This is a genomic window from Stenotrophomonas sp. YJH_SMC_123 (genome assembly GCF_059368215.1).
On the sequence record NZ_JCAFRM010000003.1, the window covers coordinates 52,184 to 75,922 of the forward strand.

A 23,739-nucleotide genomic window follows, 5' to 3' on the forward strand; every position below is an offset into this window, starting at 1 on the left:
CTGTCGCCTTCCTTGAACCAGAATCGCGGCTGCAGGGCAGATGACACGCCATCGCATCGCTCCTGAAGCACCCGGCAGCCTTGATATCCCTCATCCACCAGAAGCAGACCCTGGATTCCAGGTGATTACCTGGACATCGTAGATCTCGCACTCGGTTTGGTCCATGGGCTCCCAATGGTCGCTCGCCAACTCAAAGAAGGCATCCGGCACATCCATGGAAAACGTTGGGCCTTTCTCGCGATTGCGCTGGCGGACGCGATCACGACGAACGTCACGTGGGGCATCCAGGAGATACACGGCCAGATCGTAGCCCGCCTCCTGACCTGCGCGTAGAAGCTCTCGCGGCTGGCTCTCTCCACCAGACCCAGCTCGAGTACAACGTCGCGACCCGTATCGAGCACTTCGCAGGCTGTGATCCATATCTGCGCCATGCAACGCGCCTTCCTTGCGGCATACCATTCCATCAGGTTGGCGGCGGGACGGTCCGGGCTGTACAGCCGTACGAACCACGCGTCCAGAATGAATCCTGCAGCCGTGTGCAGACTTCGCAGCTCGGCAACAAACGTGGATTTGCCCGCACCGACGGGCCCTTCGACCAGGTAAATCGTTGCCATCGTGGTTGAGCCATCCTTCATTGCATTCAGAGACAGACCGGCCATCAGAGACCAATCGCTGTTTCGGAGGTGATAGCAGAGGTGAGGGGTATGACCATGGACATCCGTGACACTGACGATCAGGCTCACCTGGACCGCTGGCAACCCCGCGCTCCTGCCCCACGTGAATTCTGCCCGCGGCACAAAAATGAGCACCTGGGCGGAACCCAAGTGCCATTCCTGCGGTGGGCCCACCAGCACTCACACTACCCACATTTCGCGGGATTCGTGCATGACGGAGCGTCCATCCCGAGAATCCTACATGTCGCCACTCCCAAGACACGCTGGTAGGGCCGGGCCGCCATCATTCACGATTGCCTGCACTGGTCTCAGTTATGCCCCCGAAAACAGGCCGACAATTTGATGCTGATTGCGATGAAAGAGAGCAATGTCTCCACGATTGATCGTGTCGCAATCCACATGGCAGTAAGGAAGGGAGCCCCTGACATGTCATGCCGATTGCAGCACTGGTCAGGACGGGCCGATACATCCCCCCACCTACATCACTCCCCCGAACCTCACTTCGGTTTTCGTAGCGGCTGGATTCAGGCGGCCAAGTCAACTGGTGATGCAGGGGATCCAAGCGCACCCCCACCATTGTGTCGCCTTTCGCCTGCTTGGCGCTGACCTGCGTAAACCGCAACGCCGAGGGTGACTATGTGAGATCAAAGCATTGCCACCATCTTCGATGCACCCCGCTCCACGCTCCACGCCGAAGGGGTTGACGCCATGCAAATACTTCCATAAAGAAATTGCATACAAGGATGGTGGCGGAGAAATTCGATGGGGGCATTTCCTGTTTTCGCGTGCGCTGCGATCAAGGACCAGCGGGGCTGGTCTAGGCCCGACGCCAATGGCGACAGATGCCCGGCTGGGGGGGGGCATAGCCACCGGAACCGATTGCGGACATCGCCTCATTTCGAGGCTGAGCGACATCGCGACTGTGCATCAATGGCGCGAGGTATGCCGTGGCAGATAACCTCTTTCGCAGAGAGGCTTCACCTGAAGATCAGCATAGTGGCCTCGGCGAGACCCTGCTTGCCGGACCACCTTCTCGCTGGCTATGGCTTTGCCTGATCCTTCTGCTAACGACTGCTATGGGCCTGTTCCTGGTCCTAGGCCAATACACCCGCCGAGAAACGGTGACGGGTCAACTGGTGCCCGCTAGCGGACTGATCAATATCACCGCTCTTAGCCCGGGAACAGTCGCGCGACTACATGTTGAAGATGGCCAATCCATACAGGCAGACGAAGTCCTGATGGAGATCTCAAGCGATCAGGACACGGTTCGACTTGGTGCAACCCGAGCATCAATTGATGAGCAGCTTGCGGAAAAGGAGGGGCGCTACAGGGCCGATCTCGTTTCCCAGGATTCTGTCGCCCGGCATCAGCGAGAGGCGCTGGTTGCTCGCGAATCGCTCATACGACGACAGCTGGACCAAGTCGGCGAACAGGTTGCATTGCAGGCTGAGGAAGTTGAAGGCTCGCAGGCGCTCTTGGAGCGGATCGAGCCTTTGGGAAAGGGTGGATACATTTCGGCATTTGAGATTCAGCGGCAGCAAGCGGTGGTACGTGCCGCACGCTCCCGGAAGGCAGAACTGCAGCGGCAGGGGCTCGAACTCCAGCAACAGCTTGCTGCCGCCCAGGAGTCCTTGGCGAAACTTCCGCTAGAGGACGCAACTCGCCGAAACGAAATCGTGCGAGAGCTTGCCGACGTAGCTCAATCGCAGGCCCAAAACGATCTACAACGCGGCACACTGTTTAGAGCGAGACAAGGAGGTGTCGTCGCAGCTCTACTTGTTAAGACCGGTCAAATGGTGAGTGCCGGTCAGCCCATGATAACGATACTGCCTGGCGACGCGAAGCTGCAGGCGCAGCTCCTTATTCCTAGTCGTGCAATTGGATTCATCGCTCCAGGCAATCGCGTCATCCTCCGCTATGAGGCATTTCCGTACCAGAAATTTGGTCAGCAGTACGGAAGGGTATCCATCGTCTCCCGAAGCGCACTGACGCCAGCGGAACATTCCGCTTTGACTGGCCGACTACCGCCAGCGGATCAAGGACCACTCTATCGAGTAGATGTAGAGCTGGACCGGCAGTACGTTTCCGCATATGGGATCAAGGAGTCGATCCGGCCTGGGATGGCGCTACAAGCAGATGTGCTTATAGAGCGGAGACGCCTTATCGAATGGTTGTTTGAGCCGCTTTTTGGCATCCAGAGACGTGTGTTCGAGGAAAACTCCAATGGCTGATGGCTCCGCATCGGCAGAGCGGAGGCGCCCCGATCGACATTCGCGAGCGGACGTGCGGGCCGAACTCCGTTTTGGGTGGCGTCGCGATACGCCATTGATTCTGCAGGCAGAGACCGCTGAATGTGGACTGGCCTGTCTAGCCATGGTCGCGGGGCATCACGGTCATCATGTGGATATGCTGGGAATGCGGGCGAAATTCGGATCGTCCCAGAAGGGCGTCACGCTGAGGCAGATGATGCATTTGGCGACGGCACTCGGCATGGAGGGGCGCCCGCTGAAGCTCGATCTTGGCAACCTATCAAGATTGAAGCTGCCCTGTATCCTGCATTGGGGCATGAATCATTTCGTTGTGCTGTGCAAGATTGGCCCTCGATCGGCTGTAATTCACGATCCGGCACGAGGTGTCCGAAAGCTCGATCTTCTGGAGGTGTCAAGCCAGTTCACCGGTGTCGCTTTGGAGCTCATACCAGGCGCCGACTTCCGTCCAGCGCACAGATCCCCATCTATTTCACTTCGGCGACTGGCAGGTACCATCCAGGGACTCGTGCCGGCTTGCCTCCAAGTTCTGGGGCTTGCACTGGCGCTAGAGGCATTCATTCTCATTGGACCATTCTATCTCCAGTGGACGATGGATCAGGTCATCGTATCCGCTGATAGAGATCTTCTTTCGCTGCTGGCGATTGGTTTCGCAATTGTTGCGGTCTTCCAGGTTGTCATCACGGCACTACGCGCCTGGCTACTCAGCTGGATCAGTGCAACAACATCTGCGCAATGGATGAGCAACATGGTTGGGCATCTCCTCCGGCTGCCCTTGGCTTGGTTTGAGAAGCGGCAGGTGGGTGACATCGTCTCGCGACTTGGCTCAGTCCAGATCATCCAAAGTACGCTGACAGTCCAGTTCATCGGCTCACTGTTGGACGGGCTGATGTCACTTGTCGTTCTTTTGATAATGACCTTCTACAGCCCTGGATTGGCGGCGCTGGTGGCGGGCCTATTTCTACTTTACACGATGCTTCGATGGGTGTTCTTTGCTCCGTTGTGGAGGGCAAACGAAGATCAGATTGTTCATGCGGCACGCCAGCAGGGCGAAATCCTAGAAAGCATCCGAGGAATTCTTCCGATCAAGCTGGCCAATCAGCAGAATTTGCGACGCGCACGCTATGCCAATGCTTCGGTTCAGGTAATAAACCGCGGAATCCGAATTCAGCAACTGAATATTTCTTTCGGAATTATCAACGGCCTTATCTTTGGCCTGGGCAGAGTCGCACTGATCTGGATAGCTGCTTCTCTGGTCATGGATGAGAAGTTCTCTGTTGGCATGATGGTTGCATTTGTCGCCTTCGCAGACATGTTTATTCATAGATCTACTTCTTTGGCGGATAAGTGGGTGGATTTCAGGATGCTTAGATTGCACGCGGAACGGTTGTCCGATATCGCCCTCAGCGAACAGGAGAGCGCCGACGGAGTCGACTCGTGCCACGTGCCGGACGATTCGAGTGTCGAATTCAAGAATGTCAGTTTCCGCTACTCCGACGGAGAGCCCTGGGTGTTGAGAAACTGTAGTTTTAAAGTGGAATCGGGTCGTTCAATCGCCATCACTGGAGTGTCAGGGAGCGGCAAGACGACACTCGCCAAGATCATGCTCGGCCTACTGAAGCCTAGCGAAGGAGAGGTGATCTTTGGAGGACAGAAAATTGATGATATGGGTCACGGACGATTCAGAGGCCTGGTCGGTGCAGTCATGCAGGAAGATCAGCTGTTCGCCGGAACGATCGGGGACAACATCAGTTTTGGTGATCAGGACTCAACCGATGAGCGCATCAGGGAGGCGGCGACGCTCGCTGCAGTGAGCGACGATATCGAGGCGATGCCAATGGGCTACAGAACTCTGGTAGGCGACATGGGTTCCAGCCTGTCTGGAGGGCAGAAGCAGCGAGTGATCCTCGCTCGAGCGCTATATCGCCGCCCCCGTCTGCTGGTCCTGGATGAGGCAACCAGCCATCTGGACCTCGAGTGTGAGCGGCGCGTCAATGCGGCCGTGAAGATGTCGAGCATGACCCGGGTGGTGATCGCCCATCGGCTGGAGACAATACAAAGTGCAGACGAACGGTTCGAGATAAAGCACCGGGAGTGCTGAGCAATGCTGAGTCTGAGGATTCAAGGAAGTGGCTGTGGACGGGGTGATATGCGCGTAACTGTCGGCAAAGCTTTCATTCGACTGGTGCCCATAGCTCCAAAGCCATGGGCGCTGTTGGCAACCTTGCTCATGTTGGCTCTGCCCACGGCAAACGCATGGGCAGGGAAGCGTGATTGCCTCGCGTCCGGCCTTGAGGTTGACACAGCCATGTCAAAGGCGACCTTGCGAGTGACCTCGCTGGGTACGCCCAAACTCAACCTGCAGGAGTGGCAAGCGTCGAAGAGCGCCCGCCCGGACGAACACGTCTATACCTTGGATATCAGCAGGAGCCGGCTTCCGGAGGGAAGAAAGTATCCGCTGATCATCAGGTTGGCGCCCTCCACTGTCATGATCAACCTACAGCCTCTGATCAATCCTGACGATCCGCAGTTTGAACGCCTATGTGGCGATATCGATCCAGGAGCCTCACAGCACCCAGCAAGCTCTCCAGTGACGGTGTTCGAAGGCTACGCATTCTTCAGCGATGGGCGGCCAGTACCCGTTCCAACGATGCTGGCCGATCAAGGCGTGCCACAGGTGTTCAGGAGCCAGTATAAGAATTGGCTGGACAAGGCCCAGAAGTTCTATGGGCGTGCCCTCGGACCTGAGCAGCACAGCGTGAGCTCTGTAATCTTCTTGCTTGAGCAGGGCGCCAATACCCAGCAGGGCTGCCACTTCAGCGGAAGCTCATTGCCCGGACTGCTGCTGATTGGCCTTCGTGCGGGTTGCCTGGACACCTCAAAGGGCTTTCCAAAAGACTTATCTCACTTCATTGCCCATGAAGCATTTCATCAATGGAATCAAGATGTGCAAATGATGGAGTCACTCCCACAGCAAAGCAGAATGATGCTGCTCGAGGGCGGGGCAGAAATGGCAGCAAGCCTGTTTCTTTCGGAGGAGACTGGGAGCAAGGAGCAAGGGATCACGCGCGACGTGGGCGCAGCTGCAGAGTCATGTATCGACCAGGCAGAGTACAGGAAGCGACCATTGAACGACCTGATCAGTGAGGGCAAGTATCAACTCGCCTACTCCTGCGGGATGGTCTACACGTTCCTCAACCTCGTCCGGACAGATTCTGATCCAGCAGCTGCTCTGGGCACGTTCTGGAAAAGTACCCTGCAGGATAACTCCTCGTCTCGTTTCAATGAACGCACCGACTTCAATGAGGCATTCGGTGCGCGATCGTCGGTGCAGAACGCCATGATCGAACTTCTAGCCCAGAATGGCTACGCGCTTCGCGAAGCGATCAGCGGCTTGAGCAAGGACCAGCAGTTCCGCATTGCCGCCGAACTGATGCGAGAGGTTTCACGCAACGACTGCCAAGGGAACTACGGCCTGTTTACCGGTGGCGGGGTGATTGTGCTTGATCCCGAAGTGAAGACCTGCAGCTCTCTGAGGCCTGGGGGAAAACCCGCGGCAATAGATGGGTTTGATTTTAGAGAGCATGTGTTGGACGCTCGATCTGCATGGATTTCTGCTTGCCGGAATGGAGGAGCAGTGCGCATCGACTACTCCGACAGCTCTGCGAAACGGTCGATCGTGTCGTGCCAATCCCCCCCAAGATCCCTGTACACGCCGCTTCATCTTTCCCGAATCACGCCAAGGGGGCGACCATGATCGACGTACTCAACAGCGACACATCTTCCCCGATTCAGAAGCTACATGAGCTGCAGGTCATCATCAAGATCGCCGAGCGCTGCAACCTCGCTTGCAGCTACTGTTACTACTTCTTCATGGGCGATGATTCCTACAAGGGCCGTGATCCGATCATGAAGCCTGACAAATTCTCAGCCGTCGCTGATTACATCAAGCGTGGCGTCGAGGATCTAGGCATCAGGAATGTAAATATCGTCTTCCACGGCGGGGAGCCCACCCTCATGAGGGCTCGCGATTTCAGGGGACTGGTTTCTGCTCTGCGTGAGACGTTGACCCCCATATGCGGGTTGAGTCTTGGCATACAGACAAATGGATATCACCTTACGGCCGAGTGGGAAGATCTGATTTCAGAGTTCAGTATTTCCGTTGGCATCAGTCTTGATGGTCCGGCTGAGTACAACGATAGATTCCGGGTAACCCATAAGGGGAAGGGATCGCATGAGAAGATCGCGCGCACGGTTGGGCGACTTTACGAGTTGGAGGCCGAGCGAAAGATCAGTGCAATCGGCGTACTAAGTGTGCTTGGACGCGACATCCCGATTGAAGAAACATTTGATCACTTCGTTGAGGAGCTCAAGTTCCGTCATATGGGGTTCCTGTTGCCGGACAGGAGTCATGATGAACCATTCGTCGATGGAGAGACCCCAGACGAGTACGGAGATCTACTGATAGGCCTCTTCAATAAGTGGCTGAGCCACCAGGACATCTCTGTGAGGGAAGTAACGAAGGTAATTCGCTACTTTCAAGAGTATGCGCCTGCACGCGCCGCGGCCACGGACGTATTCGACAAACGAACCCATGTGGTGGTGATCCAGAGCACGGGCGAAGTGAGTTGCGATGACTCGTTGATTCCCGCATTGGAGTGGCGATCCTCGCAGCGTTCGTACTCAATCTTCGGTTCGTCGCTCTATAGCTTCGTCAATGACCCAGGCCTTGTGGTACTTGATCGGGCGCGAGCAAACCTCCCCGATGACTGTTTCAACTGCAGGTGGGTGAGAATATGCGGAGGGGGCGCACTAGAGAATCGCTTTAGCCGCACTCGACAGTTCGATAATCCAAGCGTCTATTGTGCTGGACTGAAGAAGTACTACTCACATGTAGTTGATTTTCTGATCGAGAACGGATATCCGGAGGCAGCGATTCAGGAGCGCCTGAAGGCTGACGAGGTCATGCAGCCCACCTTCGCCATCTAAGCAGTGTGCTGGACCTGAGCGGTGATTGCTTGGCAATCCTGCTCTCTCGCTTCACCGAGGCTCATGCCTGTTGTACCCGTCGATCCCGACCGCGGTCGACGGAAATCAAGGGAAGTGCGGTCAATTGTTGATCTACAATCAGAAGGGAGTTCGCGATGAATGCAAGCGACAAGAAGTCACAGGGTGAAGAATTGGTCGCGCGGCTGCTGACGCCGCAGGAGACCGATGCCGTCGCTGGTGGCGGGTTCGAAACCTATGCGCAGAATACAGGTGGGTATTGCAAATTCGACCAGAAAAGCGGCGGATATGACCAGAAGTGCGAGACGCCTAGCTTTTCCTGAGATATTCAACTTCTAATCTTGCTGCGTGACGGGGTGTCCTATGGCCACCCCGTCTTTACCGGTACTTTCATGCAATATCGATATCTTGGAAGGACGGGCTTGAGCGTGTCTGTACTCAGCCTTGGCACCTGGCTTAGTGTTGGTCAGCGGCTGAGTAATTCGGATGGCGCCAGGTTGCTATCGCAGGCGTACCATAGAGGAATCAATCTGTTTGATACCGCCCAGAATTATGGCTGGGGTGGGGCGCAGACGGAGCTGGGGCGTGCGATAAGAGATGCCGGCTGGCAGCGCGACACCTACTCCATCTGTAGCAAAGCATTCTACGGGGCAAAGCCGGACGACCAGCTCAAGCCGACTCAACGCGGTTTGGGCCGCAAGCACCTGGTGGAGGAGTGTGATGCTGCGCTGACACGGCTGGGCTTGGAGTACCTGGATATCTATCTTTGCCATTCACAAGATGCAAATGTGAGTGTTGGAGAGATCGTATGGACGATGCACTCGTTGATTGTGCAGGGCAAGGTGCTGCATTGGGGGACGTCGAAGTGGCCTGCTGGACTGGTGGCGGAGGCGCATGATTTCGCTCTTTCCAATCATCTGATTGGCCCGTCCGTCGAGCAGCCTGAGTACAACCTGGTCGCTACCAGAGCTGTGGAGGAAGATCTACCAGACCTGATTGATCGATATGGCATGGGGTTGCTCACTTGGTCGCCATTGAAGCAGGGCATACTCGCTGGTCGCTACGACCAGGGCATCCCGCCTGGCTCGAGACTGTCCTTCCGGGACTTCACGACGTTGAGGGATCATGCGGGTGAGGCACAATTCCTGCGATGGGTCGAAGCTGCAAAAGGCATCGAGAGAATTTCCAAGGCTCTGGGAGTATCTCGCGCCCAGCTTTCCATTGCGTGGTGCTTGCAAAACAGGCTCGTCAGTAGTGTCCTGCTCGGTTGTTCGGAGGGCACGCAACTAGCCGAATGTCTGAAATCAGTAGACGTCGCGAGCTCCATCACTCCAGAGTTGTGGCTGGAGTTGCACTCGCTGGGTCAGTGCTGATCTCATGCGCCAGCCGAGGAGTCGGGAGAGATCCGTCCGCCGTTGATACCAGAGCGACATCCAGCGTTGGATTCGCGCACGCAGGAGCGCTCTGCAGTGGACGCCCGAAGATGCAGGGCAACCCGCGGCCAACTGTGACAGCAGCGGAGCGTAAACGGTCACCGAGCGGTCACCGGGTCGCGCCGGCTTGACGAAGAAGGCGCTGCGGATGATTCTAAGTGCCTGATTCGATGGTGGGCCCACCAGGATTCGAACCTGGAACCAAGGGATTATGAGTCCCCTGCTCTAACCGTTGAGCTATAGGCCCTGCGCAGCCTCACAGTGTAGTGGAGGCCGCGCTCGATCGGCTACCCGGTAGCATCAAGAGTCTCAGCAACGCGCCCCAATCGCTTCTCCGCCACTTCCGCGAACCACTCCAGTCGCCGCAAGTGGGCGTGGAACAGCGCCACCGTCCTCCTGGCCTCTTCCAGCCCAATCTGGTTGCCGCCGCCGAAGCCAGCAAGCAGTCCGGCACCCGACTGTGTCAGCAATGCCAATGTCGCTCGTCGGGCGAACCCCAGTGGATCCTCGCGTTCATCACGCAGCACATCGTCCCAGTCCAACAACGGGGGGAAGTCGCAACCACGCGTACCCGAGCCACCCCAGCCACACCCACCGTCAATCTCCGTCAGCCCCATACTCACTCTCCTACGATTCGTCGAACCTCTTCCGCCTCCTGTTGAGAGAGGCGACCGGGTGCTTCAACACGGTCGTAGGGCCGCCCGCAGCTTTCCCCTTGCAGGGTCTTGTATGGCTGCGCGCCACCCGGCCAGAAACCCTTGGGCTCACCGGAATGGCGAGAGTTGCGGTTTGACCTTGGATTGCCTGCTGTTGCGGCAGACAGTCCGCCTACGACGGTGTGTTGAGCACCTGAGGAGGACTGTGTGGAAGGAAGGCTAGAGGCTTCAATTGGTGAATGCGACATTGCGTGCGCTTATCACTCACATGCGGCTACTCATTTCATTGAGGCACTTGGGGTTTCGGCTGAATGACCACTTCCCCCGGCAGCGAATCGCAGCGAAGTCCTCAAGAATCCTCAGGCCAGTTACGTCACAAGGTGCGGCAAGCAACCGACACCCGTTGAGAAGACCCGTCGAATACGTCATCGCGAACAGCAGCCGAGCATGGCTCGGCTCTACAGAAAGCACGCCCCAAAAAGAAAAACCCCGCACCAGGCGGGGTTTCTCTCAACGCTTCACCAGCCGCTGGAAATCAATCGATATCCAGGAAGCTGCGCAGCTGCTCCGAGCGGCTCGGGTGACGCAGCTTGCGCAGCGCCTTCGCTTCGATCTGGCGGATGCGCTCGCGGGTCACGTCGAACTGCTTGCCGACTTCTTCCAGCGTGTGGTCGGTGTTCATGTCGATGCCGAAGCGCATGCGCAGCACCTTGGCTTCCCTCGGGGTGAGGCCGGCCAGCACGTCGCGCACGGTTTCAGACAGGTTGATGTTGGTGGTGTTCTCGATCGGGGACTCCACGTTGGTGTCCTCGATGAAGTCGCCCAGATGGGAATCCTCGTCGTCGCCGATCGGGGTTTCCATCGAGATCGGCTCCTTGGCGATCTTCATCACCTTGCGGATCTTGTCTTCCGGCATGTCCATTTCCTTGGCCAGCTCCTCCGGCGTAGCCTCGCGGCCGTACTGCTGGAGCATCTGGCGGGAAATGCGGTTCAACTTGTTGATCGTCTCGATCATGTGCACCGGAATACGGATGGTGCGCGCCTGGTCGGCAATCGAGCGGGTGATCGCCTGGCGGATCCACCAGGTGGCGTAGGTCGAGAACTTGTAACCGCGGCGGTACTCGAACTTGTCCACGGCCTTCATCAGGCCGATGTTGCCTTCCTGGATCAGGTCGAGGAACTGCAGGCCACGGTTGGTGTACTTCTTGGCGATCGAGATCACGAGGCGCAGGTTGGCCTCGACCATTTCCTTCTTGGCCTTGCGCGCCTTGGCTTCACCGTAGGCCATGGCACGGCTGATTTCCTTCAGCTCTTCCAGGTCCAGCTGGGTCAGCTTCTCGATGTCGATCGTCGCCTGCTGTTCGGCGATGATCTGGTCCTTCACTTCGCGCAGGGCCGACGACCACTTCTGCTTGCGCTTCAGTGCGTCTTCCACCCACTCCAGGTTGGTCTGGTTGCCTTCCCAGGAGCGGATGAAGTCCTTGCGCGGCATGCGCGCGGTGACGGTGGCCAGGTTCAGCACGCGTCGCTCATGGGCCTTGATCGACGCCATGGTGTCGCGCAGCTGCTTGGTCAGCACGTCGGTCAGCGGCAGCGGCAGCTTCAGGGTGACGAACACCGCCGACATCTCTTCGCGCAGGCGCGGCAGGTTCTTCTTGTCGCCCTTGGTCGCCGCCTTCTTGAAGGCATTGAAAGCATCGCTCAGTGCCTGCATGCGCGCAGCGACTTCCTCCGGATCCGGACCGGTCGGTGCGGCTTCTTCCTCGCCACCCTCGACGTCATCGTCCTCGTCCTCGTCGCCTTCTGCGTCGGCATCGCTGCTGTCATCGGCAGCGACCGCCGGCGGCGCCGGCTCTTCGTCGGCCAGGTCGTTGAAGCCGACGATCACTTCGGCCAGGCGCTTCTTGCCTTCCTTGTGGGCCTCGTAGTCGGTCAGCAGCGATTCGACCGAAACCGGGAACTGGCCCAGGGCGGCCTGGACCTGCGAAAGGCCTTCCTCGATGCGCTTGGCGATGGCGATTTCGCCTTCGCGGGTCAGCAGCTCGACCGTGCCCATTTCGCGCATGTACATGCGCACCGGGTCGGTGGTACGGCCACCTTCGGTGTCGAGCGCGCTCAGCGCGGCGGCAGCTTCTTCGGCCGCGGTGTCATCGACTTCGCGGTTACCGGTGTTGCCGTCGTTGAGAAGCAGGGTTTCCACATCCGGCGCAACTTCATGGACATCGATGCCCATGCCGTTGATCATGCCGATGATGTCTTCGATCTGTTCCGGGTCGACCATGTCGTCCGGCAGATGGTCATTGACTTCGGCGTAGGTCAGGTAGCCCTGTTCCAGGCCCTTGCTGATCAGTTGCTTGATTTCGGATTGGGCAGGACGTTCGTTGGCCATGTAGTGCTCGCGCCACCGGCTAGGGAGAAATAGGGAACGTAGCATTATACCAGCCCGGGGCCCTGCCTGCCGGGCGGTGGTCCCGGCGGCCTAGGGCCTGAGAAGGAAGGTCACGGGACCGTCGTTGACCAGGCTGACGACCATATGGGCACCAAACCGGCCCGTTTCCACCCCTGGCGCATGATTTTCACGGCAGATGTCGACAAATCGATTGAACCCGCGTTCAGCCTCGTCCGGCGGTGCGGCGCTGGTGAAACTCGGCCGCATGCCCGAACGGGTATCGGCCGCCAGGGTGAACTGGCTGACCAGCAGCAGGCCGCCACCGGTGTCGCGCAGCGACCGGTTCATCTTCCCGGCCTCGTCGGCGAACACCCGGTAACCCAGCAGGCGTTCGGCCATCCGCCGCAGCTGGGCCTCGCTATCCCCCGGTTCCATGCCGACCAGGGCCAGCAAGCCGGGGCCGATCTGCCCCACCACCTCCTCGTCGACATGGACGGCGGCCTGGCTGACACGCTGGATCAGGACGAGCATCGTGGGCTTCCAATGAACGGGGCCGGCCACGATAGCAGCGCCCTTGGCTAAACTGGCGCCGATGAATCCGCAACGCAAAGCCCGGCTGGTCTACCGCGCCACCACCCTGTTCGCCCGCCTGCCCTGGCCGCTGCTGCGGGGGGTCGCACACGCCCTGGCGTGGACGTGGGTTCGTGTCAATGCCCGTGAGAGCCGCGTTACCCGGCGCAACCTGGAACTGGCCTACCCGGAGCTGGACGGTCCTGCACGCGACCGCCTGCACCGCGAACTGCTGCGCTCCACTGCGCTGCAGGCCATCGAGACCCTGCGTTTGTGGAGCCGGCAGCCGGCCGACAACCTGCGGCTGCATCTGAAGCAGCGCCACGGCGAAGCCCTGTACGACGCGGCCCTGGCCAGCGGCAAGGGCGTGATCGTGGCCGCACCGCACTTCGGCAACTGGGAGCTGCTGAACCAGTGGCTGGCCTCGCGCGGGCAGATCGCCATCGTCTACAAGCCGCCGGAAGACGAGGCCAGCGACGCCTTCCTGCAGCTGGTGCGCGGCGGCCAGAACGTGCAGCAGGTACGCGCCGAGGGCCCGGCCGTGCGCCAGCTGTTCAAGGTGCTCAAGGACGGCGGCGCCACCGGCATCCTGCCCGACCAGCAGCCCAAGGCCGGCGATGGCGTGTTCGTGCCGTTCTTCGGCGTGCAGGCGCTGACCATGACCCTGGTCAACCGGCTGGCCGAGCGCACCGGCGCCACCGTGCTGTATGGCTGGTGCGAGCGCATCGGGCCGGACATGGAATTCGCCCTGCACATCGAGCCGACCGACCCGGCCGTGGCCGATCCGGACCCGCAGGTGGCCGCCACCGCGCTCAATGCCGGCATCGAGCGCATCGCCCGCCGCGACCCGACGCAGTACCAGTGGACCTACAAGCGCTATACGCTGCGGCCACCGGGCAGCGGCGAGGAAGATCCGTATGCGACCGAAGAGCATCCGCACTGACGGCCCCCACGCCCATGCCCATCCGGCCCCTGCGACCGGCGGCCGCACCACGTTGAATACGACGCCGGCGCCCCCATAGAGACTGCGATGTCCGCCTCCCCCTGTCCCGCCATGCCTGCTGCCTCTTCCCTGTTCGGCGACCCCGCCGCGATCCGCTGCGAACGCGCGGTGGCCGAACTGCGTGCCGGTCGCCCGGTACTGCTCCACGATGGGCAGGGCCAGCGGCTGGCGGTGATTGCACTGGACAGCGCCACTGCCAGCAGCTTCGCTGCCTTCGCCGCTGCCGCACGCGAGCGCCATTACCTGTTCCTGACCGCCACCCGCGCCCGCGTGCTCGGCGTGGAGGCACCGGCAGGCGCACGCCTGCCGCTGGCGGGGGTTGCCTTCGATGCCCTGCCCTCGCTGGGCTACCTGCGCGAGCCCGGCCCGATGCCGGACGACTGGACGGCCGGCGACGCCTTCGATGCCGGCGCGGTGGAGCTGGCCCGCCTGGGCCTGCTGCTGCCGGCGATGGTGGCGGTGCGCCTGGATGCAGCTGACCGCACCTTCGAGGGTGCTGCTGAAGTGGCGCTCTGCGATCTGGCCGAAGGCGCGGCCCACGCCGCCCACGATTACGAACTGGTCGCCCGTTCGCCGGTACCGCTGCGCGACGTCGGCATGACCACCTTCGCGGTGTTCCGCGGCGGCGTGGCCCAGCGCGACCAGGTCGCGATCATCGTCGGCGAACCGGACCTGTCGGCGGTGGTGCCGGTACGCGTGCACTCCTCGTGCCTGACCGGTGACCTGTTCGGCTCACTCAAGTGCGACTGCGGCGACCAGCTGCGGCGCGGCCTGCGCAAGCTGAAGGAACTGGGCGGCGGCGTGCTGCTGTACCTGGACCAGGAAGGCCGCGGCACCGGCATCGCCGCCAAGATGCGCGCCTACGGCTACCAGCACGACGGCCTGGACACCATCGATGCCGATGCACAGCTGGGCTTCGGTGCCGACGAGCGCCGCTACGGCAGTGCGGTGGCGATGCTGCATGGCCTGGGCATTTCGCGCGTGGCCCTGCTCAGCAACAACCCGACCAAGGCACAGCGTCTGCGCAACGCCGGCATCGAGGTGCTGGACTGCATTCCGGTCACCGGCGAGATCACTGCCGAGAACGAACACTACCTGCGCACCAAGGCCGATCGTGCCGGCCACATGCTGGATGTGGACGCGCTGATCCAGGCTGCCCAGTAGCGCGGTCGACCTGCTACCGTCTGCGCGGTGCGGCCCTGCCGCCACCGCCCGCCCTGCCACCTGACGGAGCCTGCGTGATCGACGTTCCCCTGACCTCCCCGCCTGCCGATGCCTGGCAGTCGCTGCCGCAGCGCGCCGCCCGCCTGGCCGCACTGGAAGGCGCCTTCGGCGGACTGTTCGTGCCGGGCCTGCCGCTGGCCGCGGCCGCGTGGTTCTTCGAGCTGCCCGGCGGCCTGTGGACGGCCGCCCTTGGGCTGCTGATCGGCATCGTCTTCGGCGCGTGGCTTGGCCACCGGCGCTTGACCCGCACCCGCTGGCGGCTGGATACCCAAGGGCTGGGCCTGCGCCGCGACCTGATGTGGCAGCTGGAAACGCGCATCCCCATTTCGCGCGTGCAGCACCTGGACCTGCGCCGCGGCCCGCTGGAACGCCGTGCCGGCCTGGCCACGCTGATCGTGCACACCGCCGGGACCCGCATGAGCGCAGTGACCGTGAGCGGCCTGGACGAGGCCGACGCCGAGCGCCTGCGTGACACCCTGTCCCATCAGCTCGACCAGGACGCCGACGCCCTGTGAGCCTGCCGCCGCCCCTGCCCGCATCGCTGCCTGCCGGTGGCGAGGACCATCGCCTGCACCCGTGGTCGTGGCTGTTCGTGCTGCTGATGCAGCTGCGCCACTACTTCCTGCCGCTGGTGGCGCTGCTGGTGTTCGGCCAGCGCGGTGACCGCGACCCGATGTGGGCGCAGCTGATTCCGCTGTCGGCGATTGCCGCGCTGGTGCTGGTCTCGGTGCTGCAGTACCTCAGCTACCGCTACCGCATCGGCAGCGACGCGATCACCGTGCGCAGCGGACTGCTGGCGCGCAACCGCCGCGAGATCCCGTTCGCCCGCATCCACAACGTGGAAGTGCGGCAGAACCCGCTGCACCGCCTGTTCGGCGTGGCCGAGCTGCGCCTGGAATCGGCCGGTGGCGTGCGTCCGGAAGCCGAAATGCGCGTGCTGAAGCTGGACCAGGCGCTGGCGCTGGAACGACTGGTGCGCCAGCGTGGGCAGGCACCGCAGGCCGCCGACGTCGTGGCCGCCCACTCGATCACCGACGCCGACACCGAACAGGTGCTGCTACGCCTGTCGAGCTGGGACGTGGTGCGCATGGGCCTGCTGTCCAACCGCGGCTGGGCATTGGCGATCGCCGCCTTCGGCGTGCTGTTCCAGACCGTGCCGCGGCCGGTGATGGACGCGGCCATCCAGCGTGGCGGCCGGGAAGCCTTCGGCTACGCAAGCCACCTGCATCCCGGCGTGGCCGGCGCCTTCCTGCTGCTGGCCGCAGCCTTGCTGCTGGGCTGGCTGGCGCTGCGTGCGCTGTCGGTGGTGCTGACCCTGCTGCGCTATCACGGCTTCACCCTCAGCGAGCAGGATCGCCGCCTGACCGTCTCGGCCGGCCTGCTCAGCCGTACCCGCAGCAGTGTCGCGCGTCGCCGCATCCAGGCCTGGACGCTGCGCGAAACCACCCTGCATCGCTGGTTCGGCCTGCGCCAGCTGCGCATCGACAGCGCTGCCGGCGGGCCCTCGCGCGACGAAGACCGCGCCCTGCGCGAGCTGGCACCGCTGGCACCGGCAATGCGCTGCGAGCAGCTGGTGCAGCACCTGTTGCCTCAACTGCGGTGGCCGCCAGCGCAATGGCAGTCCATTCCGCAGCGTGGCTGGTGGCGGCTGTGCCTGGGCGCGCTGCTGCTGGTGCCGGTGCTGGCAGCGGCCGCGTACTGGCGCTGGGGATCATGGGGCCTGATCGTGCTGGCCTGGCTGCCGGTGGCGCTGCTGGTGGCACATCGGCAGATGGCGCGCATGGGCTGGTATCTGGATGCCCATTACGTGGCCGTGCGCGGCGGCTGGTGGAAGCGCTGGTGGCGCTGGGCCGACCTGGACAAGGTGCAGGGCCTGCGCCTGCAGCGTTCACCGCTGGACAAGCTGCTCGGCACCAGCAGCCTGCAGCTGGATACGGCCGGTGCGCACGGTGATGTGGCGTTGACCCTGCGCTACCTGCCGCAGGCACAGGCGCAACACGTGATGGAGCAGCTGGCCGCGGCGCTGGCGCGGCGCAAGCTGCGCTGGTAAGCAACACCGGTAGTGCCGGCCGCTGGCCGGCAACCGCAGACATTCCCGAGGTTGCCGGCCAGCGGCCGGCACTACCGCGAGCGGGGTCGGCGAGGCATCAGCGCTGCGACGGCCCCCAATATCCCAGGTCCTTGCGGATCTGCAGGTCGCGCACCCAGCTGCCGAAGGGCTTGCGCCGCAGCACGCCCATTTCACCGGACAGGAAATCCTCGGTGGCGGCGATCACCCGCTCGCTGGACAGGCCATCGCGGTACGGATGGATGGCGTCGGCGTAGCGCACGATCTCCGCCTGCAGCGCGGCGTCGGGATGCAGCGCGCGCTGCAGCATCGCCGGCAGCTGCGCCGGGTCGTCGAAGTCGATCATGTGCGGCTTGGGCACGCGGTTGCGGAAGGTCACCACCGGCTTGTGCTGGACGATGAACTCCGAAACGATCGACGAGGTGTCCGACACCAGCACATCGGCGGCGCGCTGCGCAGCCATCACCTGCTCCGGCTCGATGAAGCGGGCATGGGCACCGGCCAGCGCGCGGTAGCGCTCGAACAGTTCCGGTGGGCACTTCGGGTGCAGGGTCAGCAGCCAGTAGCGCTCACCGCCAGCGATATCGGCGGCGATCTGCGCATGCAGGTGGGGCGCTGCGCTCAGGCGCTCGGTGAAGGTCGAACCGAACAGGATCACCGGGCGCCCGCCCGCCGCTGCGCGCAGCGCGGCGCTCTCGCCACCGTCGTCGCGGAACAGCGGGTCGAGCTTCGGCCAGCCGGTCTCGGCTACGGCGAAGTGGCCCTGCAGGGCGGCGATCTCACGGAACGGCGCGGTGGTGGCCGGCCCCTGCGTGCAGTACAGGTCGAACATGCCGCGCACCCGGAAGTGGCCGCGCGCACTGTCGCGCTTCTCCACGTTGAAGCCATGGAACAGCTGTACCTTGGCGCCGGACAGGAAGGTCGGCACCCAGTTGGCGGCGCTGAACACGGCACGCGGCCGCATCGCCAGGGCCTGTTTCAGTCCGATGTTGGGCACACCCGGCAGGCTGCTGGCGGCCGCGCCGTCCTCGAACCAGGCCGCCACCTCCTGCCCGGAGGCGTGCAAGGCCTGCGCCAACGGGGCGAGAATAGGCAGCGCATAGCGCTCCGTCGCAAACAACAGGTACCCGGCCATCATGTCCTCCACGACCGCTCCCATCGAACGGCCTCGCATCTCGGCCTGCATTATCGCGTTCAACGAGGCCGGCCGCATCGGCGACTGCCTGGCCTCGCTGGCCTTCTGCGACGAAATCATCGTCGTGGACTCGTACTCCACCGATGCCACCCTGGCCATCGCCGAGGCCGCAGGCGCCCGCGTGCTGCAGCGCGCGTTCGATGGCTTCCGTAGCCAGAAGGCCTACTGCGTCGAGCAGGCAAGCCACGACTGGGTGCTGTGCCTGGACGCCGATGAGCGGATCAGCCCGGAACTGCGCGCAGCCATCGAACGGGCCCGCGACGGTGGCTTCGCCGGCCATGCCGGCTATCGCTTCGCGCGCCTGTCGGAGTACTTCGGCAGGTTCCTGCGCCATGGCAACGCCTACCCGGACCGGGTGATGCGCCTGTTCGACCGCCGCCGCGGCGGCTGGCGCGGCAAGCGCGAGATCCACGAGGCGGCCAGCGTCGACGGCAGCGTCGGCACCCTGCGCGGCGACCTGGTCCATTACCCGTACCGCTCCCTGCAGCAGCAGCTGGCCAAGACCGAGAAGTACGCGCGGATGATGGCCGAGCACGAGTTCGCACGCGGCAAGCGGGCCACGCTGGGCAAGCTGGTACTGGCGCCGGCCTGGCGGTTCTGGCGCGGCTTCGTGTTCCGTGGCGGCTTCCGCGACGGCTGGCACGGCCTGGTCTACGCCTACGTGCGCGCCAACTACGTGCGGCAGAAGACCATCATGCTGTGGATGCTGGGCAACGGCCAGCCCGTGGCCGACCCGCCGAACCCCTGATCGCCGGGGCCCGCCCGGCGCGCCGACGCATCACGAGCCGGTGATCGCCCGGTGGCGCGCGCCTTCGACGATCGACAGGCCGGTCAGCAGGCCGACCAGGGTCACGTAGAAACTGGCCGTCATCTGGTGCGCGAACATCGACTGGGTCAGCCCGCACAACGCGTAGGTGATCACCAGCATGACGCCGGCAGCGGCCGGCCCGCGGAAGGTCGCCCGTCCGCTGCGGCGATGCAGGCGCACGAACAACCACAGCGGGATGCCATACACCGCCAGCAACAGCAGCAGGCCCGGTACACCCTGGGTCGCCGCCCATTCGGCCACGTCGTTGTGGGCATGCCCCAGGTGGCAGCGCAACTCTTCCGGGTTCTCCCGGCAGACCGGCACGCGCTGCATCGCGCTGTCGAAATGACCGATGCCAACACCCACCAGCGGATGATCGAGGAAGGTCTGCCAGGCTACCTGCAGGCGCTCGACGCGGGCACCGGCGGAAGAATCACTGTCGCCCAGCTCCATCCGCTGCACGTCGCTGTGCAGCTCGCTCAGGCGGACCTGGTGGCGCAGCTCCGGCACCGACAGCAGCAGCGTCGCACCGATCGCCAGCATCCCGGCCAGCACCGACAGGCGCGCCGCACCGGTACGCCAGCGCAGGCTCAGCGCCAGCACCACCAGCAGCGCCAGCAAGGCGGCGAACACACCGCGGCTGCCGGTCAGCACGATGGTGCCGCAACCGGCGGCCATGCCGAGGATCACCAGCGACCAGCGCCGCGACGGCCGGCAGAACACCAGCAGCACCATCAACACCATCACGATGTCGGCCAGCACGATGGCGTTGGTGAACAGCTCCGCGCGCGGGGCGCCGCCCAGCACCTGCCACAGCGACATCACGAAGGTGGCGAGCAGGCCGGTCAACGAGCCGTACCAGAGCCACCGCAGGCTGGGACGCAGCGCGCAGATCCACAGCGCGATCCATGGGATCACCACGAACCGCGAACGGTTGTCGACGTCACGCAGGCCCTGTTCGAACAGCACCACCGACAGTACGCCGAGCGCCAGCACCGCCAGCATCAGCCAGACCAGCACTTTCACCGGCTGGCCGGCCATGCCCCGCGCGCGCCACAGCAGCTCCGGCGCCAGCAGGGTGCTGAGCAGCAGCAGAAGACCATACGGCAACAGGTTGATCGGCACGGTCAGCACCAGTGCCGGCAGGCAGAACAGCCCCAGCTGGGCCAGCCCGTGTGCAACCCCGTGACGCCCACCGACGGGAACGCCCAGCGGGTCGCCGGCCATGAGGTTCAGGTTGTCCGGTGAAGCTGGCACGTCGGGAAGTATCGCTGCAATCTGCTGGAAGAATGGGACGGGCCAACGCGGCCCGTCCCAGCCTGCTGTTTTACTGCCTTTGGACCCGCTTGGGCAGACTGGACAAGCGGAAATCGTGCTGGCTAGTCATGTTCCTGCAAACGCCGTTCACGTTCCCGCTCCTCGGCAGTGACCACGCACGGCACCGTCACCGCCGCCGCCGGCACCAGCCACCAGCGCCGCCGGTTGGCCACGCCGGCCAGTTCGGAGCGGTTGCGGTCGACGCACGACAGCATCGCGTACTCGTGGACCAGCAGCCAACGGCGTCCGGGCGCCAGCCGCTGCCAGCGCGTGGCCGCCACCAGCTGCTCGTCCCAGTCAGTCTCGAAACCGAAGGTCGCTGCGGGACGGTCGGCCAGCAGCAGGTGCTGTTCCTTCCAGGCCACCAGCCCCAGCTCGGCATCGGGGCCCAGGCGGGTACCGACCGCGCGCATCAGGCCACGGGCCGAACTGGAATCGTTCAGCAGCGGGTAGCCGACCAGGCTGTACAGCACCCAGACCACCGCCAGGGTCGACACCAGCGCAAGCTGCCGGCGACGGCCACAGGCCAGCAGGCTCAATCCGCCCCACAGGCCCATCGCCAGGATCGTCCACGCCAGCGCGTCGACGGCCCCGGGGGCGAGCCCGCGGCTATGGGTCAGGCGCAGCTCGAAGGCCGGGTCACCCAGCACCGCCATCGCGCCAGCCACGGCCAGGCCCAATGACAGCAGGCCGGTGAACAGCCCCACCACGGCCTGCACATCGCGTCGCTTCAGCAACCCCGGCAACAGCGGTGCCAGCACCAGGCAGAACATCGGCAGCGCCGGCAGGATGTAGACGTCGCGCTTGCCGGCGGGAATCGAGAAGAACAGCACCACCATCAGCCACCAGGCCAGCGGCAGCAGATAGCGCGCGTCGCGGCGTTGCAGCCGGCGGCGCCAGGCCGGAATCGCCCAGGGCAGGGCCAGGAATGCCGGGATCCACATCAGCGGCATCGTCGCCAGGAAGTACCAGGCGGGCTGGTGGTGATCCCAGGAATGGGTGTAGCGCCGCGCCGTCTGCTGGAACAGGATATCGTCCATGTAGGCGCGATATTCGTCCGAGCCGGTGGCGAAGCCGGCCAGCAGCATCGGCGCCAGCCACAACGACACCGCCAGCAGGAAGGCCAGCGGCGCCAGCCAGAAGCGCGCGTCGCGCGCGTGCAGGCCCACCCGTGGCCACCGCAGCGCCGTGGCGACTGCCGCGGGCACGATCATCAGCAGCGCCAGCATGCCCACGCCCTTGGTGATCACGCCGATGCCGGCGAAGAACCAGCCCAGCCACCACCAGCGCCAGGCAGGCCCCAGCAGCAGGTGGCGCAGCAGGCCGTAGTTGGCCAGGGTGATGAACAGCAGCAGCAGGGGATCGATCTGCGCCTTCTTCGCCTGGAAGGTGAACTGCAGCGCGAACAGCAGCGCCCAGCCGGCATACAGCCCCACCCGCCGCGTCCACAGCCGCCGGCCCAGGTCGACCACGCACCACAGCGTGCCCAGTGCCGCCAGCAGCGACGGCAGCAGGAAGGCCACGCGCCACTGCCCGACCAGGCTGTACAGCGTGGCCTGCCACCACATCAGCATCGGCGGCTTGTCCGAGTACAGCTCGGTCCCGCGGTGCGGGAACAGCCAGTGGCCGCTGTCGAACATCTGCTTGGCCACCAGCGCGAAGCGCGGCTCGTCCGACGGCCACGGATCACGAAGGCCCAGCCCGGCCCCCAGCACCAGCAGGGCCATCACCACGAACAACCACGTCTCGCGCGACGCGCGGGATTTCAGCATGGGACTCGCAACGTCAGCGGGGGTCAGGCCGTTTTTAGCAGACGCGCGTAAAAGAAACCGTCAGCATCGCTGTCACCCGGCAGTCGCTGGCGCGCGATCCCCTCGCAGTCCAGGCCGAATCTGTCATCCAGCGGCTGTGCCACCGCGTCCGGATGCCACTTCAGGAAGGCCCGCACCTGATCGATGTTCTCGGCGCGCAGGATCGAACAGGTGGCGTACAGCAGCACGCCGCCCGGGCGCAGCATCGACCAGCAGGCCTCCAGCAGGCGGGCCTGCACGCCGACCAGCGCATCGATATCCTCGGCGCGGCGGTGGAACATCACGTCCGGCTGGCGGCGGATCACGCCGGTGGCCGAACACGGCGCATCCAGCAGGATGGCGTCGAACGGTGTGCCATCCCACCACGCACCGGGGTCGCTGGCATCGGCCACCCGGGTCTGCGCGCCCTCACCTACACCGGTGCGGGTGTAGGTATCGCGGGCACGCGCCAGGCGACGCGCATCGATATCCAGCGCCAGCAGGCGCAGGCTCGGGTCACGCTCCAGCAGGTGCGCCGACTTGCCACCCGGTGCCGCGCAGGCGTCCAGAACGCGGGCGCCGGACGCCGGTGCCAGCGCGTCCGCCGCACATTGCGCCGACAGGTCCTGCACCGACAGCGCACCGTCGGCGAACCCCGGCAACTGGTTCACCGCGATGGGCGCCACCAGGCGCAGCGCGTCGGCGCTGAGCGGGCTGGCTTCGGCAGCAATGCCGGCCTCGGCCAGCGTGGCCAGCGCCTTGTCACGCCCCCCCTGCTGGCGGTTGGCACGCAGCCACAGCGGCGCCGGCTGCAGGCTGGCAGCAAAGATCGCCTGGGCCTGGGACGGCCAGTCGCGCTCGACGGCATCGGCCAGCCACGCCGGAAAGGCGTCACGCGCAGGCTGCTCCGGGAACCCCTCGCGCTGCGCGCGGCGCAGGATCGCGTTGACCAGCCCGGCCTGGCGCTCACGGCCCAGCGCGCGGGCGGCGTCGACCGTGGCCGACAGGGCCGCATGCGCCGGCAGTTCCAGCACGTCCAGCTGCGCGAAGCCCACCATCAGCAACGTGCGCAGGTCGGCATCACGCGCCGACAGCGGCTTCTGCATCCACGACTGCAAGGCAGCGTCGTAGGTACTGCGGCGGCGCAGGACTGCAAAGCACAGCGCTTCCAGCAAGGCCCGATCACGACTGTCGGCCAGCTTGGGCAGTGCCCAGGCCAGTTCCGCCTTCAGCGAGCGGCCACGGGTGAACACCTGCGCCAGTACGCGTGCGGCCAGCATGCGGGTGGCCGCGCCCGGCGCCGCCTTGGCGACGGAGAAATCATTCTGCTTCGACACC

General features: G+C 63.7%; 19 protein-coding genes and 1 tRNA gene. 12 read left to right on the forward strand and 8 right to left on the reverse strand.

The features are described 5' to 3' along the window. Positions 1-125 precede the first annotated feature (125 nt). Entirely contained in the window at positions 126-824 is a 699-nt protein-coding gene (locus AC5P5W_RS08350) for a P-loop nucleotide/nucleoside kinase family protein (RefSeq protein WP_495221033.1), read from the reverse strand. Between the two features lie 135 nt (positions 825-959). Here AC5P5W_RS08350 and AC5P5W_RS08355 point away from each other — a divergent pair, with 135 nt between their 5' ends. From AC5P5W_RS08355 to AC5P5W_RS08385, 7 genes are all read left to right on the forward strand, one after another. Beyond that, positions 960-1,280, forward strand: a complete 321-nt coding sequence (locus tag AC5P5W_RS08355) for a hypothetical protein (RefSeq protein WP_401729932.1) — start codon at positions 960-962, stop codon at positions 1,278-1,280. Positions 1,281-1,621: 341 nt separating this feature from the next. Further along, on the forward strand, positions 1,622-2,905 hold the full coding sequence (locus tag AC5P5W_RS08360; RefSeq protein WP_080354603.1) for a beta-barrel domain-containing protein: 1,284 nt from the start codon (positions 1,622-1,624) through the stop codon (positions 2,903-2,905). After that, positions 2,898-5,042, forward strand: coding sequence for an ABC transporter transmembrane domain-containing protein (locus AC5P5W_RS08365; protein WP_197574298.1), 2,145 nt, complete (start codon positions 2,898-2,900; stop codon positions 5,040-5,042). The genes AC5P5W_RS08360 and AC5P5W_RS08365 overlap by 8 nt, the downstream gene beginning before the upstream one ends. Positions 5,043-5,249: 207 nt before the next feature. Next, entirely contained in the window at positions 5,250-6,698 is a 1,449-nt protein-coding gene (locus tag AC5P5W_RS08370; RefSeq protein ID WP_495221034.1) for a hypothetical protein, read from the forward strand. Continuing rightward, positions 6,695-7,930: a radical SAM protein gene (locus tag AC5P5W_RS08375; protein ID WP_495221035.1), complete on the forward strand. Its 1,236-nt coding sequence runs from the start codon at positions 6,695-6,697 to the stop codon at positions 7,928-7,930. Before AC5P5W_RS08370 ends, AC5P5W_RS08375 begins: the two co-directional genes overlap by 4 nt. 155 nt (positions 7,931-8,085) lie before the next feature. Beyond that, positions 8,086-8,271 (forward strand): hypothetical protein, encoded by a 186-nt coding sequence (locus tag AC5P5W_RS08380; RefSeq protein ID WP_049404788.1) that lies wholly within the window; start codon positions 8,086-8,088, stop codon positions 8,269-8,271. A gap of 105 nt (positions 8,272-8,376) precedes the next feature. Beyond that, positions 8,377-9,321 carry an aldo/keto reductase family protein gene (locus tag AC5P5W_RS08385; RefSeq protein WP_158490976.1) on the forward strand — a complete coding sequence of 315 codons (945 nt, stop codon included), beginning with the start codon at positions 8,377-8,379 and terminating at the stop codon, positions 9,319-9,321. A 231-nt stretch (positions 9,322-9,552) separates the two neighbouring features. Here AC5P5W_RS08385 and AC5P5W_RS08390 read toward each other — a convergent pair. The 3 genes from AC5P5W_RS08390 to dtd form a co-directional block, all read right to left on the reverse strand. Beyond that, positions 9,553-9,628 (reverse strand) — tRNA-Ile (locus tag AC5P5W_RS08390). A gap of 944 nt (positions 9,629-10,572) precedes the next feature. Beyond that, positions 10,573-12,426 (reverse strand): RNA polymerase sigma factor RpoD, encoded by a 1,854-nt coding sequence (gene rpoD / locus AC5P5W_RS08395; protein WP_014648552.1) that lies wholly within the window; start codon positions 12,424-12,426, stop codon positions 10,573-10,575. 90 nt (positions 12,427-12,516) lie between these two features. Continuing rightward, entirely contained in the window at positions 12,517-12,957 is a 441-nt protein-coding gene (gene dtd, locus AC5P5W_RS08400) for a D-aminoacyl-tRNA deacylase (RefSeq protein ID WP_014648553.1), read from the reverse strand. Positions 12,958-13,018: 61 nt separating this feature from the next. Between dtd and AC5P5W_RS08405 the strand changes: the two genes are divergently transcribed. From AC5P5W_RS08405 to AC5P5W_RS08420, 4 genes are all read left to right on the forward strand, one after another. Next, complete coding sequence (locus AC5P5W_RS08405; RefSeq protein WP_075076439.1) at positions 13,019-13,939, forward strand: lauroyl acyltransferase; 921 nt, start codon at positions 13,019-13,021, stop codon at positions 13,937-13,939. Positions 13,940-14,026: 87 nt separating this feature from the next. Then, complete coding sequence (ribA, locus tag AC5P5W_RS08410; protein ID WP_197574297.1) at positions 14,027-15,163, forward strand: GTP cyclohydrolase II RibA; 1,137 nt, start codon at positions 14,027-14,029, stop codon at positions 15,161-15,163. A 74-nt stretch (positions 15,164-15,237) separates the two neighbouring features. Beyond that, a complete protein-coding gene (locus tag AC5P5W_RS08415; RefSeq protein ID WP_014648556.1) occupies positions 15,238-15,738 on the forward strand; it encodes a PH domain-containing protein in 501 nt (166 codons plus the stop codon). Beyond that, a complete protein-coding gene (locus AC5P5W_RS08420) occupies positions 15,735-17,273 on the forward strand; it encodes a PH domain-containing protein (protein ID WP_197574296.1) in 1,539 nt (512 codons plus the stop codon). Before AC5P5W_RS08415 ends, AC5P5W_RS08420 begins: the two co-directional genes overlap by 4 nt. Positions 17,274-17,370: 97 nt before the next feature. Here the strand turns inward: AC5P5W_RS08420 and AC5P5W_RS08425 are convergent, their stop codons facing one another. Next, a complete protein-coding gene (locus tag AC5P5W_RS08425; protein WP_032958279.1) occupies positions 17,371-18,429 on the reverse strand; it encodes a CDP-glycerol glycerophosphotransferase family protein in 1,059 nt (352 codons plus the stop codon). On the opposite strand from AC5P5W_RS08425, the gene AC5P5W_RS08430 reads away from it, so the two are divergent. Beyond that, positions 18,428-19,234, forward strand: a complete 807-nt coding sequence (locus tag AC5P5W_RS08430; protein ID WP_014648559.1) for a glycosyltransferase family 2 protein — start codon at positions 18,428-18,430, stop codon at positions 19,232-19,234. The two genes, AC5P5W_RS08425 and AC5P5W_RS08430, sit on opposite strands and share 2 nt — an antisense overlap. Before the next feature lie 30 nt (positions 19,235-19,264). Here the strand turns inward: AC5P5W_RS08430 and AC5P5W_RS08435 are convergent, their stop codons facing one another. The 3 genes from AC5P5W_RS08435 to rsmB form a co-directional block, all read right to left on the reverse strand. Continuing rightward, complete coding sequence (locus AC5P5W_RS08435; protein ID WP_014648560.1) at positions 19,265-20,521, reverse strand: O-antigen ligase family protein; 1,257 nt, start codon at positions 20,519-20,521, stop codon at positions 19,265-19,267. A gap of 152 nt (positions 20,522-20,673) precedes the next feature. Continuing rightward, entirely contained in the window at positions 20,674-22,383 is a 1,710-nt protein-coding gene (locus AC5P5W_RS08440) for an ArnT family glycosyltransferase (protein ID WP_197574295.1), read from the reverse strand. A 23-nt stretch (positions 22,384-22,406) separates the two neighbouring features. Continuing rightward, a complete protein-coding gene (gene rsmB, locus AC5P5W_RS08445) occupies positions 22,407-23,738 on the reverse strand; it encodes a 16S rRNA (cytosine(967)-C(5))-methyltransferase RsmB (RefSeq protein WP_046432737.1) in 1,332 nt (443 codons plus the stop codon). Between the last annotated feature and the right edge of the window lies 1 nt (position 23,739).